The organism is Geothrix edaphica (assembly GCF_030268045.1).
Lineage (GTDB): Bacteria > Acidobacteriota > Holophagae > Holophagales > Holophagaceae > Geothrix > Geothrix edaphica.
The window spans coordinates 386,657-401,778 of sequence record NZ_BSDC01000001.1 but is presented as its reverse complement, the minus strand read 5'-3'; the positions used below and the strand labels follow the sequence as shown (position 1 = coordinate 401,778).

At 59.9% G+C, this 15,122-nt stretch carries 13 protein-coding genes; 6 read left to right on the top strand and 7 right to left on the bottom strand.

The features are described 5' to 3' along the window. The first annotated feature begins 48 nt into the window (after positions 1-48). The 6 genes from QSJ30_RS01845 to QSJ30_RS01820 are packed head-to-tail and all read left to right on the top strand — an operon-like array spanning position 49 to position 3,523. A complete protein-coding gene (locus QSJ30_RS01845; RefSeq protein ID WP_285606082.1) occupies positions 49-1,023 on the top strand; it encodes an ADP-ribosylglycohydrolase family protein in 975 nt (324 codons plus the stop codon). After that, complete coding sequence (locus QSJ30_RS01840; RefSeq protein WP_285606081.1) at positions 1,020-1,253, top strand: hypothetical protein; 234 nt, start codon at positions 1,020-1,022, stop codon at positions 1,251-1,253. Before QSJ30_RS01845 ends, QSJ30_RS01840 begins: the two co-directional genes overlap by 4 nt. Before the next feature lie 8 nt (positions 1,254-1,261). Continuing rightward, entirely contained in the window at positions 1,262-1,810 is a 549-nt protein-coding gene (locus QSJ30_RS01835; RefSeq protein WP_285606080.1) for a hypothetical protein, read from the top strand. Beyond that, on the top strand, positions 1,807-2,499 hold the full coding sequence (locus tag QSJ30_RS01830) for a YbjN domain-containing protein (RefSeq protein WP_285606079.1): 693 nt from the start codon (positions 1,807-1,809) through the stop codon (positions 2,497-2,499). The genes QSJ30_RS01835 and QSJ30_RS01830 overlap by 4 nt, the downstream gene beginning before the upstream one ends. After that, a complete protein-coding gene (locus QSJ30_RS01825) occupies positions 2,499-2,939 on the top strand; it encodes a hypothetical protein (RefSeq protein ID WP_285606078.1) in 441 nt (146 codons plus the stop codon). The genes QSJ30_RS01830 and QSJ30_RS01825 overlap by 1 nt, the downstream gene beginning before the upstream one ends. Then, positions 2,936-3,523, top strand: a complete 588-nt coding sequence (locus tag QSJ30_RS01820) for an HD domain-containing protein (RefSeq protein WP_285606077.1) — start codon at positions 2,936-2,938, stop codon at positions 3,521-3,523. Before QSJ30_RS01825 ends, QSJ30_RS01820 begins: the two co-directional genes overlap by 4 nt. A gap of 55 nt (positions 3,524-3,578) precedes the next feature. Here the strand turns inward: QSJ30_RS01820 and QSJ30_RS01815 are convergent, their stop codons facing one another. The 7 genes from QSJ30_RS01815 to QSJ30_RS01785 form a co-directional block, all read right to left on the bottom strand. Further along, entirely contained in the window at positions 3,579-3,761 is a 183-nt protein-coding gene (locus QSJ30_RS01815) for a hypothetical protein (RefSeq protein WP_285606076.1), read from the bottom strand. A gap of 340 nt (positions 3,762-4,101) precedes the next feature. Continuing rightward, on the bottom strand, positions 4,102-5,280 hold the full coding sequence (locus tag QSJ30_RS01810; protein WP_285606075.1) for a HEPN-associated N-terminal domain-containing protein: 1,179 nt from the start codon (positions 5,278-5,280) through the stop codon (positions 4,102-4,104). Between the two features lie 28 nt (positions 5,281-5,308). After that, the gene (brxL, locus tag QSJ30_RS01805) at positions 5,309-7,339 is read right to left on the bottom strand and encodes a protease Lon-related BREX system protein BrxL (RefSeq protein ID WP_285606074.1); all 2,031 of its coding nucleotides are present in this window, start codon (positions 7,337-7,339) and stop codon (positions 5,309-5,311) included. Positions 7,340-7,341: 2 nt separating this feature from the next. Further along, a complete protein-coding gene (locus tag QSJ30_RS01800) occupies positions 7,342-9,876 on the bottom strand; it encodes a PglZ domain-containing protein (RefSeq protein WP_285606073.1) in 2,535 nt (844 codons plus the stop codon). Positions 9,877-9,894: 18 nt separating this feature from the next. Next, positions 9,895-10,908 carry a PDDEXK family nuclease gene (locus QSJ30_RS01795; RefSeq protein ID WP_285606072.1) on the bottom strand — a complete coding sequence of 338 codons (1,014 nt, stop codon included), beginning with the start codon at positions 10,906-10,908 and terminating at the stop codon, positions 9,895-9,897. Positions 10,909-10,919: 11 nt separating this feature from the next. Next, the gene (locus QSJ30_RS01790; RefSeq protein WP_285606071.1) at positions 10,920-13,262 is read right to left on the bottom strand and encodes a BREX-1 system adenine-specific DNA-methyltransferase PglX; all 2,343 of its coding nucleotides are present in this window, start codon (positions 13,260-13,262) and stop codon (positions 10,920-10,922) included. Next, positions 13,262-15,118 carry an Eco57I restriction-modification methylase domain-containing protein gene (locus QSJ30_RS01785; protein ID WP_285606070.1) on the bottom strand — a complete coding sequence of 619 codons (1,857 nt, stop codon included), beginning with the start codon at positions 15,116-15,118 and terminating at the stop codon, positions 13,262-13,264. Before QSJ30_RS01785 ends, QSJ30_RS01790 begins: the two co-directional genes overlap by 1 nt. Positions 15,119-15,122: the final 4 nt, after the last annotated feature.

Here is a 15,122-nt window from a genome sequence, read left to right as displayed (position 1 = left end):
CCTAGAATTCGACAGCCTATGTCCACCTCTTCGATCCATCCTGCATCTATGAGCCCAGTCACCTCCTTCTACCTCCTCACCGCCGAATCCCGCGCAGTGGGCTGCCTCATGGGCCTGGCCGTCGGCAACGTGCTCGGTCTCGCGGTGGAATCCCGGACCCGGGAGGAGACCCGGGCACGCCTGGCCTCCACAGGCGCCTTCCCTCGCCTGCCCGTCGAGGAGGCCCACCGCGCCTGGGACGACGACCTCGCCATGGCCATGGCCCTGGGCGGCTGCCTCGCCAACCTCCCGCCGGGGGCGGACCAGCTGGGCCACCCAGCCATCCTCTCGGCCTACCTGGACTGGCTCCGGTCGGGTTCCCGAGGCATCGGCGGTCTCACCCGCGAGGTGCTGATCAAGACTCTGGCCGGGGAGGCCCGGGCCGCTGAGCGCGTGTGGCAGACCCGCTGCAAGCGCGGTGAGCGACCCCTCGGGAATGGTGCCGCCATGCGCATCGCACCCCTGGGTCTGGCCTTCGCCGGCCAGCCCGGGGACGTCTTCCGGCTGGCCTCAGAGGAGGCCTCCCTCACCCACTGGGATCCCGCCTGCCGCCAGTCCGCGGCCCTCCTCGCCCTGCTAGTGGCCGCCCAGGTGCACCGGGAGCGGGACCCCCGCCACTTCGCCCTGGCCCACGCCGAGGCGTTGCTGCCCGAGGTGGCCGAGGCCTTCGTCCCCGTATCCCTTGAATCCCTGGCCGAGCGCCGACTCGATGGCTGGGACATGGGCTCGACGCTGGTAGCCCTCAAGGTGGCCATCTCCGTCCTCAGCTCGGGTCAGCCCTACGCCGAGGCCCTCCCCTGGGTGATCCGCCAGGGCGGCGACACCGACACCAACGGCGCCATCGTGGGCGCGCTCCTGGGCGCCCGAGACGGCCTTGAGGCCATCCCCGCCGAGTGGCAGGCCTGCGTCTCCGACGGCAACCGCATCCTCCAGCTGGGACGGCGGCTGATCCAGCACCATCCCGTCTCGAAGGAGCTCCCATGAAGGTCGGTCTCCGCATCCCCTCCCTGAAGAAGCGCATCGCAGCCCGCACCAGCCCAGCCCGTTTCGTCCGCCAGAACCTCGGACTGAAGGCGCCCCGCGGCTGGGGTTGGCTCACCAACCCGCGCAAGGCCGCCTACAACCGCGTCTACAACCGCACCACCTTCGGACTCAAGGGCTGCGCCTGGATCCTCTTGCTGCCCGGCGCCCTCCTGGCCTGGTGGTTCATCTGAGGGTGGCCATGGACCTGAATGACCTCGCCGCCCATCTCGCCCAGCGCCAGGAGCGCCAGCGCTCGGAGGCCACGGCGCGCATGGCCCGCTACCGCGCCTACCTGGGCCAGGTGGACACGCTCTTCACCCAGGTGGAGGGCTGGCTCCGCCCCCTCCGCGACCAGGGGCTCCTCGCCTTCCGCCACCCCGTCCTCCACAGGGACTGCGTCATCCGGTCCGAGCCCGTGGTCGGCCTCGACGTGGTGCTGGGCCGCTTCTCCCTCGAGTTCGCCCCCTTGGGCCCGGAGCAGGCCGGGATCGAGCTCCTCAGGCCGTTGGCGGGCCCGCCGCCCAGGGTGCTCAGCGTCAGCCTGAGTCCGACCCACCGGGCGAAGGGCGCCTTCTCCCCGTCCCTGACTCTGATCCTCGACGAAGCCGGCCGTTGGCAGGTGGCCCAGGGTCTTTCCGTCCCCAAGGCCAGGCCCTTCGACGAGGGATTCTTGGCGACCCACCTCGCCCAGTGCCTGGCCACGGAGGACGCCGCGAGCCGCCCTCGTCATCCGGGAGGCTGCCCATGACCCTCGAATCCCCCTCCCGCGCCCTGTCCCCCGAGGAAGCCCTCCGGCGCCACGCCGGGGGCGACCGCCGCCCCGAAGTCCTCAAGGCCCTCTCCCGGGCGGCCTGGGAGGCCTACCACGCCCCCTGGGAAGCCCCACCGACGGAGTCCTCCATGGATGAGCCCACGCCGCTCGTGCCCCTTCCCCCCACGGAGATCCGCCCCCTCGCGCCGGACATGCTCGCGGGTTGGCTGGAGGAAGTGGGGTTCTCTGCCTTCCAGCACCCCACCCGCGGCTTCCTGGTGGACTTCAAGTTCAGCCTCAAGTCCGACCGCTGCGTCCAGCTGAGGCTCTCCATCAGTGGCAAGCAGGCGGACATCCTCGTGCTCCAGTGGACCGGGGACAAGCGCATCCCGCCGGATCAATACGTCCAGGCCCTGCGCCTCTGCAACTGGTGGAACAACGAGTACCGCTGGCCCCGCGCCCTGGTCGAGCAGGACTTCCGGTACACCGACACCAACCAGGACCCGCCGCCGCCCCAGGAGGAGGTCGAGGCCCGCGAAGCCACCCACTCCGCCCAGCTCATGCTGGACCATCAGATCACCCTCCCCAAGGGCATCCACCCGAACGGCCTACACGCCATCATCGACGCCACCCTGGAGACCTCCTGGCTCTTCTGGCGCGCGGCCCACGAGACCTGGGGGTTGTGATGGAGCCCCGGACCCGGTCTCTCGATCTGCTCAGCGGCCCCTGGTCCGGCAGCTGGCGCCAGGTCTCCCGCGAGGAGGGCCGGGAATCCCTCGACCTGGTGTTCCAGCAGGGCCAGGTGCTGGGCTTCGGCACCGACAACGACGGCGAGTTCCAGTACGCCGGGACCTACGAACAGGATGGCCGCGTGCTGCTCGGCAAGACCTACACACGCCCCAACAAAGGCGTTCCCGCACGCATGACCTACCGCGGCCAGTGGAACGGCCGCCGCATCCTCGGCACCTGGACCGACGACCGGCGGCCCGACAACGCAGGGCCCTTCCGGTTCTGGCCCGGCACAGGACCGGATCCGGGCGAGGCGCTGGAGGAGGCCCGTGACCTCGACCGCGAAGCGGATATCCAGCCGGTCCTCACGGCACCCCTGAAAGGTCCAAGAACATGACCCAGCCGCTGGACCTCACCCCACGCTTCACCCAGGCACTGGAGTTCGCCCGCACCGCCCACCAGGGCCAGCTCCGGAAGGGAACCACCATCCCCTACCTGGCCCATCCCCTGGCCGTGGCCTCGCTGGCGCTGACCTTCGGCGCCGACGAGGACGAAGCCATCGCCGCCCTGCTGCATGACACCGCGGAGGATGGTGGCGGTGCGCCGATGCTGGCGCGGATTGAAGCGGCCTTCGGAAGCCGAGTGGCCGCCATCGTCCGGGCCTGCAGCGACAGCCTGACCGAGGATCCCCAGGAAAAGGCCCCCTGGCGCGAGCGCAAGGAAACCCACTTCGCGCACCTGGCCACCGCCCCGCACTCCGTCCGCCTCGTGGCCGCGGCGGACAAGCTCCACAACCTGCAGAGCCTCCTGGCCGACCTGCGCACCCAGGGGAACGACGTCTGGTCGCGCTTCAAGGCCGGGCGCCCGGATCAGCTCTGGTACTACGGCGCCGGCGTGGACCGGCTGGCCGCCGATCCCGCCGCCCCCTGGTCCCGCCCCCTGCGGGATGCCTACCGGGCCCTCTCGGAGCTGCATCCATGACCGTCCACCCCAGGCCCGATCCCCACGGCCGTCCCGTCTTCCTCAAGGCCCCCAGCTAGCCCACGCCCCTGGCGGCCTGGGCCGACGCCGCGGCACTGGCCACCACCATGCCGGACGGCCCCAGGCCCGACGCGCTGAACGACCTCCCCTTCGCGCCCTGGGTGGGCGCGCCCGCCACGCCCGCCGCCTGGGCCCAGGTATCCGGGCAAGGCGATTTCGAGGAACCTCCGCGGCCCATCAGCCCGCTGCACCTCACAGCCGGCGTGGTGATCGTCGAGCCGGATGGCCGCGTGTGGGGCATCTCGCCCAGCAACGCCTTCGGAGGCTACGCGAACCGATGTGATGGAACTGAATCATCTGGGAGTGGGACCGCTGAAGGCATCCCTGATCTGCTCCTTGAAGTCTTGTGCGTCCCCAGCCACAGGACAAAACCCAACCAACCCCGGAAGGTTTCTTCTTGGGCCAGAGTCCTGATCCTCTGGAGGCTCTGCTCTCATAGCTATGGCGTTAACACCACCTCAGTTCCATGATCCCTTCTATGAAGGATCAGCATTAGCACAGCGGAATCATTTTACAGACTATGGCCCAACTCTTCTGTTTGATGCGGAAACTAAATTCAATTTTGTATTTACATCTGATTTATTTCCACACTCTTCATGCATTACAAATAATACTACACAGTTATGGCCATAATTTTTCGAACTTCTATATTTTATTCCGTCTATGCCGTGGCCTTTTTTGGAAATCAGATTATATCTAATAAATTCAGTTAAAACTTGAGTTGGTATGTAATCGATTTGCGAATTTTTTGATGAAAGAGGTTTTGAAATTTCTTTTTGAAAATGATTCAAAAATCTCAGTATTTCTCGCTTTTCTTTGTTGTTTTCATTTAAAACACTACTGTTGTGGTATTTTGTTAAATCCAAGACCTTTAAATCACATGTTGTAATAAATTGTCCAATTGAACAGTGGTTCTTTTTTGGTTTTTTATAATCAAACAATTCCTTGAAGCATGTCTCTTCGTCAAAAGCGCCATAAAACATTCCAATTCCTTCTGGACTCATTCTGTTGGCACCACCGTATCCAATAGGAGGAGTCCCTAGTGCTTTCCCGCCATTATGTCCAAATCCAGGCCTTGCTCTAAAAATAGTAGCCCCAGCACTTATGGTTTGGAGCATTCCCTTGAACATAAAAATGCGTTTCATATTGTTAAGCAATTCAAGGGGTGTATAGACATATGAATCGGCTTGATTTGTATTTCGGAAAAATGTATATCGCATTTTATGTTTTACGATATTCGAAAACTCATTCCAGCTGATCTTGAGTGTAAGCTCCTCATTGTCTCCAAATGGATCGTTTTCGCACCATTCGGTTGCAATAAATGCATTTTGTATATCTTCTTGAAGCTGTGTTGAGCTTACCAAAAAGCCTTCATGCTCAAGTAATTCTTCAGTGCTAAAAGAATGTTCATTCCCGATTGGGTCGCCGGTTTCATCATCATAAGGAACCCTACCGTCATGAAGGTCACCCCATTCTTCAAAGATTTTTGAAGCAAGCGTATCCATCAAATCATCGGTAGACCAAACTTTTTTTGTAATATTGCAGTATGAACATTGATCAGTCGTATGTATTAGACCGCTATTTTTGATAAATTTTATTACGTTAGCGTCATCGACGCAGTTTTTACAAAAGTTCGTCCCTATTCCATAATATCCTCTATCTTCCTGCTCCATTTGCCACGCTTTAGCTGTCCCCATGGTTTACTCCAATTGTGGTTGATATTTATCACCCAATCGCCTTCGCTGCCGCCATCTTCGGATCCCCGAAGAACACCGGATCCACCTTCTCCACAACGTCTCCGGTGACTTCCAAGAAGTTGCGCTTGTTCTCAATGGGGACGAGGGCCCGGCGTGCTCCGTTGTCCATGCCGACTTGGAGGGGCTCTACGAGGCTGCGGAGGGGCTTCAGGTTGCCCTGGATACTGAGGTCACCCAGGATCAGCATGGCCGGGGAGACAGGGGCCTTCCGGAGGGCCGACATGAAGGCCACAAAGAAGGCCACGCCGGGTTCTACTTCGAGGCGGTTGTTCAGGAGGTCGACCACCTCCACGTGGAAGTCAGAGGTATCGACGTCCTTGGCCACGCTCAGATCGGTTTTGTGGGCCAGGAGATACCCGAAGGCCCGCTGGAGGGCCTCCTTGGTGCTGCCACTGATGCCACCCGCCAGCTTTAGCTTTGAGGTGCCGGAGGAAAGGGTGACCTCCACCCGGTAGAGGCCCACGGTGCCTTCGGCAGAAACTCCGGCAGCGTAGACCGTTCCGGGAGACAGTGGATCCTGGCTGATGAGGTCGCGGCCCCCTTGTTCGGGAACGCCCACAAAGCGCTCTTCGCCGCTCTCCTGCACGGTGTAGCTGAAGCTCGTGTGGTAGTACTCGAAGCTCCCCATCTTCTTTAGCTGCTCTTTCACGCGCCGACGCCCTTCCAGCGCGAGTTCCAGCAGTTCGCCCATCTCCTCCTGGCTGCACTGGCCATGGGGGTGGAGGATCTTCATCAGGCCGGAAACGGTCTTGCGGACGGCCTTGCGGTCACGTGCGTTGAGGTGGGCCCCGAGCGCGAAGTGGTGGTCGATAACCTCCGTGAAGTTGTGCTTCCGGAGCTCTCGTAGGGCCTCTGCCAGGTAGTCCACCACGAAGCCGTAGTGGTCGGTGAAGAGGTCGTTGTGCATCTTCGGGATCTCCCAGCCAGGGAGATAGAAGTGCAGACGGTCGATGAAGGCCATGTCATCCCGGATCACGTCGGGCATTGGCTCGAAGAGGTGGCCCGACTGGACCATCACATCAATGGGTTGCTGGGTATTCCCGAACATGGCGATGGAACCATCACCCGAGGTCGCCTCTTGGCCCCGCTGGTAGCTTCCGGACTCACAATACGTCTTCATCGTGGTGATGACTTCCTTGGGCATTTTCTGGAGGTCGGCCACCTCGTCAAAGCCCACCACGTCCCAGATCTGCACCATGCCCTTCTGTTTCCCGTTCATGTGGCCGAAGAGGTTTGCCACGGTAGTGGGGCCGGTCAGCAGTGATGCGTAGGGACTGACTTCCTGGATTACGTAGCTCTTGCCCGTGCCACGGGGGCCGAGCTCCACCATGTTGTAGTTCCGCTCCGTCAAAGGAATCAGGCGGATGAGGAAGAGCAGCTTCAGGCGGCGGTCCATGGCCGTCGGCTCGTAGCCAAGGCTCCGGAGGATGAAGTCGATCCACTCGTCCGTGGTGAACTCCTGGCGCAGCTTCCGGTATTCCTCCAGGTCGAAGCTCGCGATCTGGATGGGGTTCAGGCGATCGATCCAGAAGGGGTATTTGCCCTTGGACTCCTCGTCGTATTCGAAGCGCATGTCCATCTGGGCCCAGATCCCGCCCGTGAGCAGGCGCTCGTAGTCCACGACGTAGTGGGTAGGCACATGGAGGTTCTTGTGTCCGAAGTTGTTGGCCTCGGCCCAATACTCCGAGTCCACGAGGCGGACCTTCACCTTGTCGATGAAGCTGTACTTTCCGGCTTCCTTGACTCTGCTCTGGGCCTTGGGGCCTTCATCCGGGCGGATGTAGTTCTTCGCAAGGGTGTCATTCACCACCTGGAGACCGACCTGGATGGCCATCTCGTCTGCCGAGGCGCAGTACTTCCCAAGCAGGTATTCGAGAACAAACACCGGCACATTTGCCCCCACCTTCACCTTCCGGACGAGATCCTTTCGGACTACCTTCCCGGCGAAGTGGCGGTTTACCTTGTCGTCTAGGGGATCGCGCTGGGGGCTGGCGTTCATGGTCATCTCGTCAGGGAAACAGGCAGGGTCTTGGGCTTGAGGAGTTCAGAATCCGTGCGGGGATCCAGAATTTTGACCTGGATGCTTGCCGGGGATTCGTCCTTTAGGTGGAACACCAACGTTGCCTTGCGGCCCGGCTCCAGCGTCACCTGCTGGGTAGCGTCGTCCCGCTCGCAGTCGAATGCGGTTACGACTTCACCGACCACGCGGTCCTGAGCCATCAGCACGGGATAGACCTTCAACGGCTGGGCGAAGAGGCCCTGAGAGCACTCAATGCTCACCGTGAAGATGGGGTTCGTGACCGTCTCCGGCAGGCCCTCCAGACGAACCTGAACGGCTTCGGTGGCCTGATCGTCTGCTCCCCTGGCGCGCCAAGTCAGCAGGGGCACCACAAGCTCCTGGAGGCTGGGGCCGCCGTGGTGGAAGGCCAGATCGCCACCGCACTTGAAGACACCGGCCCCGTCCGGAAACAGGAACTCCAGATCGGAGGTGTAACCAAGCTCCTGGGCCGTGGCCTTGACGCATCCATTGGCCACCTGAAGCCCACGACCAATGACGCAGCGGCGGTGATCCTCGATCCGCTGGCCCGCTGGGAGGTCGAGCTTCATGGCGTCTTCCTTGGCCCGAGCGAAGTGGTGGCCGTGGTCGGCGCAAAGCACGAAGTGGGTGATGCCCGCTTGACTCAGACGGCGCATGGCCTTCACCAGATCCGTGGTGAGCAGGCCATCCATGACGCGGCGGGCCACGCTGCCAAGGCCGCCTTCACCTGAGGCATCGATCTCTTGGGAGCGGACCACCACGAGGTCTGCGCCGTCGATCTGGGCCTTGAGCTTCGCCGGGGCCAGGGTGAGAACGCTCTGGAGATCGAGGTCCGTGCTAGCTGGGACCGATTCCTTCAGCCACTTTTTGCGGGCCGCCAGATCCGGGAGGAAGGTGCCGCTGACCTTGGATCCCAGCTTCCCACCTTCTTCAGCGACTTCGAAGCTGGTCGCGGCCCCTGGCATCAGGGCGGCCATGCCCACGGGCGTAATGGTCGGCATGGCTGCCACCACGGGCCGCAGCTTGAGCTCGTCGACGCGGTCTTCCAGGCGGGCCTTCAGGGTCACGGCCATTTCGTAGCGAAGGGCGTCCACCAGGATCAGGGCCTTCTTGGCGGGAAGGGGCCGCACCACGTCCTCGAAGACGCGGGTCTGGTGCAACGCGCCCGGCACCTGCCATCCCCGCTTGGCGAGGGCCGCCGTGAAGCCTTCCGTGCAACCCTCCAGGAAGCGGTCGTAGGACTGCCGAATGAGGCTGTAGGCCGGTTCCGCTTCGGGGTCCTCCTCCAGGGTGGAAACTGCCGTCTCCAATTCTCGGAAGCGGCGATCCACAAGGTGGCCCGCCTCCTCGCCTTCGGTGTACCAACCGAACCAGGCCTCCGGTTTGTCCTTCAGGCCCTGCAGTTGGCCCTTAGCGGCCTCCATGGCGAGCCCCAGGGTGGCCATGCGGGCGCAGAGCTCCCACTGGCTGCGCCGCTCGGGGGTGAGCCAGAAGCTGGTCTGCCGGGCCGAGGCCAGATCCAGGGCCTGCTGGAATCGACGCTCTGCGATGTGTTCCGCGCAGCGGCCAAAGAGGGCCCGCTCTTCGAAGCGGAAGGTGTCCAGGCTGCCCAGGTGATCCGGATGTATGCCGAGGGTCGGCAGCCCCAGTTCCTGTTCCACCTCGTCCGCAGCGGCCCGGTAGGCCTCAGTATGGTGGCTTCTCAGGAGGCCTGCGATCTTGCGAACCCGCTCCAGTTCTTTCGTTCCAGCGGCAGGAACGGATCCAGGTATTTCGACCGTCGAGCCCTGGAGATCAGACCGGAACTCGTTGACCAGCAGATAGCGGAACAGAATGCGCCGAGTCTTAGGCAGTTCAACCGGAAGCGTGGCCCCCACCCGGCTGGCCACCAGCTTGAGCAGTTCCGCACCTGCATCCTTCTGGCCCAATTTCTCGTCCGTGTTGGGATCCGCCAGCCACGCGGCGATCAGGGATTCGGAGTCCGTTTCCTTGAAGACAGTCCTCAGCAGGCCACTGCCCTGGCCTTCGCCTCCTCCGGCAAGGACCCGCACCAGATCTGCGTAGCCGAGGGACTCGGGCCGAAGTAGATCGTCGATCACGCCATCCGAGTAGCCCACATCCTTGAGGCAATGCCGAGCTTCGCGGCGAAGCGACAGATCCGTGTATCGGTGGCCCGCGAGATCGAGCTCCATAAGGGGAGAGCTTTTTTGCGCCCAGGTTTCGCCGGGGAGGTACAGGAGCAGGTGATCCGGCTCCTCCTTGGCGTAATGGGGCTCGGCCTGCTGGCGGAGCGCGAAGTAGGAGCCCCGAAAGACTCCTACCTGCACCTTGAGCTTCTTGAACTTCACTGGCACCAGACCTTCTCCAGTGGTCTTGCTGTCGAGGAGTTCAGTGAAGTAGGGCTCGAACTCTTTGCGTGGGTCGTACCACACCACGATGCGCTTGGACGCTAGGTGGGCATGGAGGAGAGCGGAGATACGGTCGTGGAGTGGATGCATGGTGATGGCCTCTCCGAATCAGGCTTTGGTGGAGGCCGCAGCCAAGTGTTTCTCTGCCAAATCCCAGAGAGAAACGCCTTGTTCATTCACCCAATGCCAAGCGCCATTCACACCACCGGGATCCTTGCCCTCCGGGTGATGCTCCTTAAAAATGCTCCAGGCCAGATTGGACAACGAGTAGCACTGTCCGTCATTGGCCCAGCGAATGGCGTCGCTCTGCCCCTTGAGCCCAGTGATTTCCGCAGAAAAGATGGGGTCATCCTTCTTGAATTGGAGGAATGAGGGGAGTCCGTTTTTCAGGAACACCTTGTCCCCAGCCTTCACCAATGCGTTTTCGAGAAGGATCTTCACCGTTCGTTGGCGCTTGGCTCCCTTGGACGGCTGTGGGTTTTCCTTCGCCTGAATCCCGATCAGATACTGCTTAGCTTCCTCTAGCGGAATAAGCACCCGAGGGACGATGACAACTTTATCCTCCATCGCGTAGGGCGTGATCTTGATGCAACTCAGATCCACGCCGAAGTCCCGGAGCCAGAGCACGGTGCTGGTGATCTCCTTCGAGAAATCCTCGGAACACAGAATGATCCGTGCTTTGGTCGAGAACTCCTCAAAGGTGTCGGAGATAACGAAGTCCTGGATCTCTGCCTTGGCTTGTTCTTCGGTAAGCACCTCATCAGCCACACGCTTTCTGAACTTGATGTAGTAAGGAATGACTTTCTCAATGGTGAGAGAAGCCACCATGGCGGCGTAGCGCAGGGCCTGAAGATCGGCATAGGCGGCCAGACCGTCCCGCTTCAACTCAATGACAACCACGTTCCCTTGCCGGTCGAGGGCCAGGACATCCAATCGATCCTTGCTCTGTTCGAACCCGCTGAATTCGGCAGTAAGGATCAGGAGCTCTTCGCCAAGAATCTCAGGATTGTTGATTACCCACTGCTCGATGTGCTGGCGTTCCCAGATTTTCAGGTCGAGGAAGGTTCCTGGAGACACCTTCTGGGCAGTGACAAGGTTCTTGTTGGGCACCGTGAAGATCATCCGGGTACTCCTCAGGCTTTCAGGAAATAGCGAGTTCCGCGTTTCTCGCCCTGGCTTTCCACATCGCCGGTAGCCAGTAGCTGGGAGATGGCGGCGTTCCAGGTGCCGTCCGGGATGCCCGTGGCGGAGAGGACATCGGACTTTGCGGCCCCACCGGGGAAGCGGGCCAGGACTTCGCGGATGGCGGCCAGGGTGGCTTCGGGCACCTCGGCGCCGGCACGGGGGGCCCGAGGCGTGGGTTCCGCAGCGGTGAGGGGTTCCGGAGCCGGACGGGGGGCGCGTGGGGCCCGTGCGAGTCGGCCTGCCGAGCGGCCTCCGGCCTGGGGCGAGGCGTTGAGCAGGGTCTGAAGGGATTCCTTCACGGCGGGCCGGGTGTGGGCCGCGACCAGATCATCCACGCTGCGGGTCTTCAAGGGCCCCTCCAGGTCATGGGCTAGGGCCAGATGGCGCTGCTCGGCGCATAGGGGGATCACACGTTCGGGCCAGAGGTGGAGGGCCATGTTGGACCATTCGAAGTCGCCGCGCACCAGTTGGGCCCAGGCGGCCTGAGTGTCCCGCCGCCATCCGGCATGCACGAACAGGCGGTGGAGCGGGGCGGCGTTGATCAGGACGCCATCATCCAGATTGGGGTCGAAGAGGGGCGTCACGCGGGCCACCTCGTCCCGGAAGGCCTGGAGCTCTTCCACCAGGGCCTCCTGGGGCTCCAGTTCGGTGCGCCGGGCGTTCTGCTCCCGCATCCCTGCGAGTCGCTGTTCCTCGTAGGCAACCTTGGGCTTTACCACGTCGTTCAGAAGGCGGAACAGGCTGTCGCGGGTGAGGCGCGGGTAGTAGAGCCACACAGAGTAGCTACCCGAGGGCGTGCCAAGCTGCCAGTAGATGGGGGCCTTGCGTCGGCTCTTGGTATAGCGTTTTAGGTGATGTTCAAAAAAAGAGCGACGGAACCAGGTGCGCAAGTCTGAATTGAGCAAACTCTCAAGCTCTATGAACCAGGAATCAGCATGATTCCCGGCTACGCTTTCCAACACACCGCGAACTTGTCTTACTAGATCCAATTTTTCATCATTATCATCTAGAAGTAGATCATGCTCAGGTAAAAACCGTCCATGAACGTCTAGGGAGGGATGAATACCTTCTGCACTTCCTAGCATGCCTCGGCTAACCACTGGCAAGCTCTCGAAGGGTCCCGGAATTGGACTTAGTATGGTCCTACCTGTAGCAATGCCAATGTCCCACCTTCCGATTGCAGCCCCAAATAACCATGAACAGAAATTTCCAGCGAGGGCTGAATTCGAGATGGATTCAACAAAAATTTCTTCAGCACTATCGTCTTCTTCGGGCTCCTCATTCTCCGCTTGCTGCACAGCGGGTGTTGGAGATAAAAGCGCTTGGCGATCAGATTCCGTAATACCAAAAATATCCCAGCACGCTAAATTAATCTGCTCTTGCGCAATTTTATTCTCTTCTTCTAGTAATAGAACTTTTTGGGCGTGCTCCGAGAAAAGATTCAGCAATGATTGAAAATTGGTAGTCCAACTAATCGGACTAGTGTAGTTAGTATTCGTTTCATCAAATGATTCTAAATATTGTTTATTTGCTACAATTTTATTTACTTGAGTTAATATAGTGCTTCTCTCCTTGCTGTTCACAATTGGCATCGGCGATCTTTGAATCATCCCGACTTCAAATTTTCCGAATGCAGATTGAAGCATTACTAGTCCTAAAAAGCACGAGCTATTCATAATACCCAAGGTGATTAATAAATCATTGGGTTCATTATTTTGTAAAAACCCACAAGGGCCTTGGACGCTAAATGTGCAATTTTTGGGTAAAGCCCTGAACGAGAGACCTTTTTGGCTTCGGAGGGACCAAGTAATACCAGGCCTGAAATAGCAGCTAACGTTTTTAATAATTCTCGACCAATGAGAGTTGTTATAAAGTGATCCAGCCCAAGATTTTAATTCATTGCCATCGTGTGCCCAATTCACAACCAAATTTGGCTGACCAATGTATTGGTTATAAGCACCGCCCTTTGCAAAGAAAAACCATTCTTTATTAATTTCAAACTTTGGATTTTCCCACCAATTTCTTACAAATCTTATATCATCTGCTGTAGCCATACCTTGGCATGCAGTTCTGGTCTCAGACTCGAAGGCTGAAAATTTCTTAAAAGTGAAACGCACTGCATCACTAACCCAATACCCCATGGGACTACCAGGGATATAATTAAAGGTATCTGACTCAACTTCATAAATATTACTATTTGGTTTATTTGTTCGAATTGAATGAATTGCTGTATCAAGAGCCTTTTCCTTGTCCTGTTCAGCGAGGAGTCGAATGAATATTGTTTTAGGCATCACTGTTTCTCGATAATATATGCAGCAGTTTCAACCATTGCATCTAAAACGCCTAAGCCCAAATCAACTACGTAAATAGGCGTCGATTCCTTTAACATTATCTCGGTTCTCCAACGCGAATATGTCGACAAAAAGAATCCTGTTCGACTCGTAATCGCACCCAAACGCCCTGTTGGTCGCAATAGATCAACGCCTCGCTCCACAAATGCAGCGTATAAGTTGGACTTGGTTCTAGGGTAATCCTTTTGGAATAGAGTCCTTGAAGGTAAGGAGCATTCTCCAAATGGCGGGTTCATCAGCACCACGTCGTAATTCTGGCGAAGAAGGTCGATGAGCGCGAAACCGTGAGCCGCATCCTCGGCAAAGAGTTGCCTCTGGTAGCCCTGCATGCGGGTCGCTTCTTCGGCGAAGGCCTGGAGGGCCTTGTAGAGCCGTGCCTCAGCTTCCTGCCAGAAGCTACGGTCAATACCCGAGACTTCGAACTCCAGCCTTTGACGTTGGGAAATCGCCGTATCGCTCCCAAAGAGGCTCCGTGGGGCGACACCTTGGATGCCTCGTCGCCACTGCTTTTCCGCAGCCTCCAGGGTGGCGGCGATGGCCTTCTCCACCTTCAGCAAGCTGCCCAGTTCCCCAGCCAGCTTCATGGCCTCAAAGACCTCTTTCAGAAGCTGGCCCAGCATGCGAGCTTCCACATCACTAGAGAGGTGCTGGTCCAGAAAGGCCTGGAGTTCGTCCTTCTCAGCGGGCATGGGCTCAGCCACGACGATGTTGACCTTGGTGATCAGGGGTCGGTCTCCGGCGGCGATGCCTTGGGCCTGGAAGGTCTTCTGGGCCCGCATCCAGAGGGAGAGGGCCGCGATCTGGGCGCAGCGCCCGTCGATGTCCACGCCGTGCAGGTTGTGCTTCAAGATAAGGGCGGGTATGGCCTTCTCCAGGGCCTCCCAGGTGCCAAAGTCCTCGCGCAGGGTTTTCCCCAAAACGGTGGACGGCGGGAGGTCTTCCATCTCCCAGGCTGCCCGGTAGATTCCCAGGAGCACCTCGAAGGTGTAGAGCAGGAAATGGCCGCTGCCGCAGGCGGGGTCCAGCACCTTGAGATCGCGAGGGTCCTTGGGCTCCTTCTGGAAGAGCTCGCCCAGGGTGTAGTCCACCAGAAACTTCACTACGTAGCGGGGCGTGAAGAACTGGTTGCGCACCGCCAGTTCCCGGCTGTTGCGGGGGGCCGCACTGGCGGCCCGCATCTCGCGGCGCTCATCCAGACTGTTGAAGTACTGGTAGGTCCAGCCGATGGTTTCGTCCTCGACCCAGGCGAGGGCCAAGGTCGGAGCATTGAGGAGTTCGAGTAGGGCCAGCAGGGCGGGCCGCCGGAGCCAGAGCAGGCCGGAGAGCTCCTGCCGGTCGAAGAGCACCTTCACTTCCACCGCGAGCTCGTCGAAGAGGCAGCCCAGGTAGAGGGCGTAGGCCCCCTCCTGCACGGCGAGGCTCTGGGCCAGCCCGCAAAACTCCTTGAAGCCGGAGGACTGGTCACCCTTTGAAACGCACTCCTGGATGAGCCCACGTGCTTCCAGCATCTTGAGGGCCGCAAAGCGGTTCAGGGTCGTGAAGGCCGCTGCATGGCAAACCTCCTGGACCGCCTGAGCCTGGGACTTGCCCGCCGCCATCTTGTGGCGAACGAGGGCATACAGCTTGTCCCGCAGCAGGGCCTGACGAGCGTCCAAGTGGCTGCCCGCCTTCTCTGGCAGGGGGCCGGCGGGCCTCAGGTCGAAGCTGCCTTCCAACTGTTCGGCGAATTCCCGCTCCAGAAGACGCCGGGCGGATTGGGTGGTGGAGGCGATGAGGTTGACGAGTTGAGCGTCCATACCG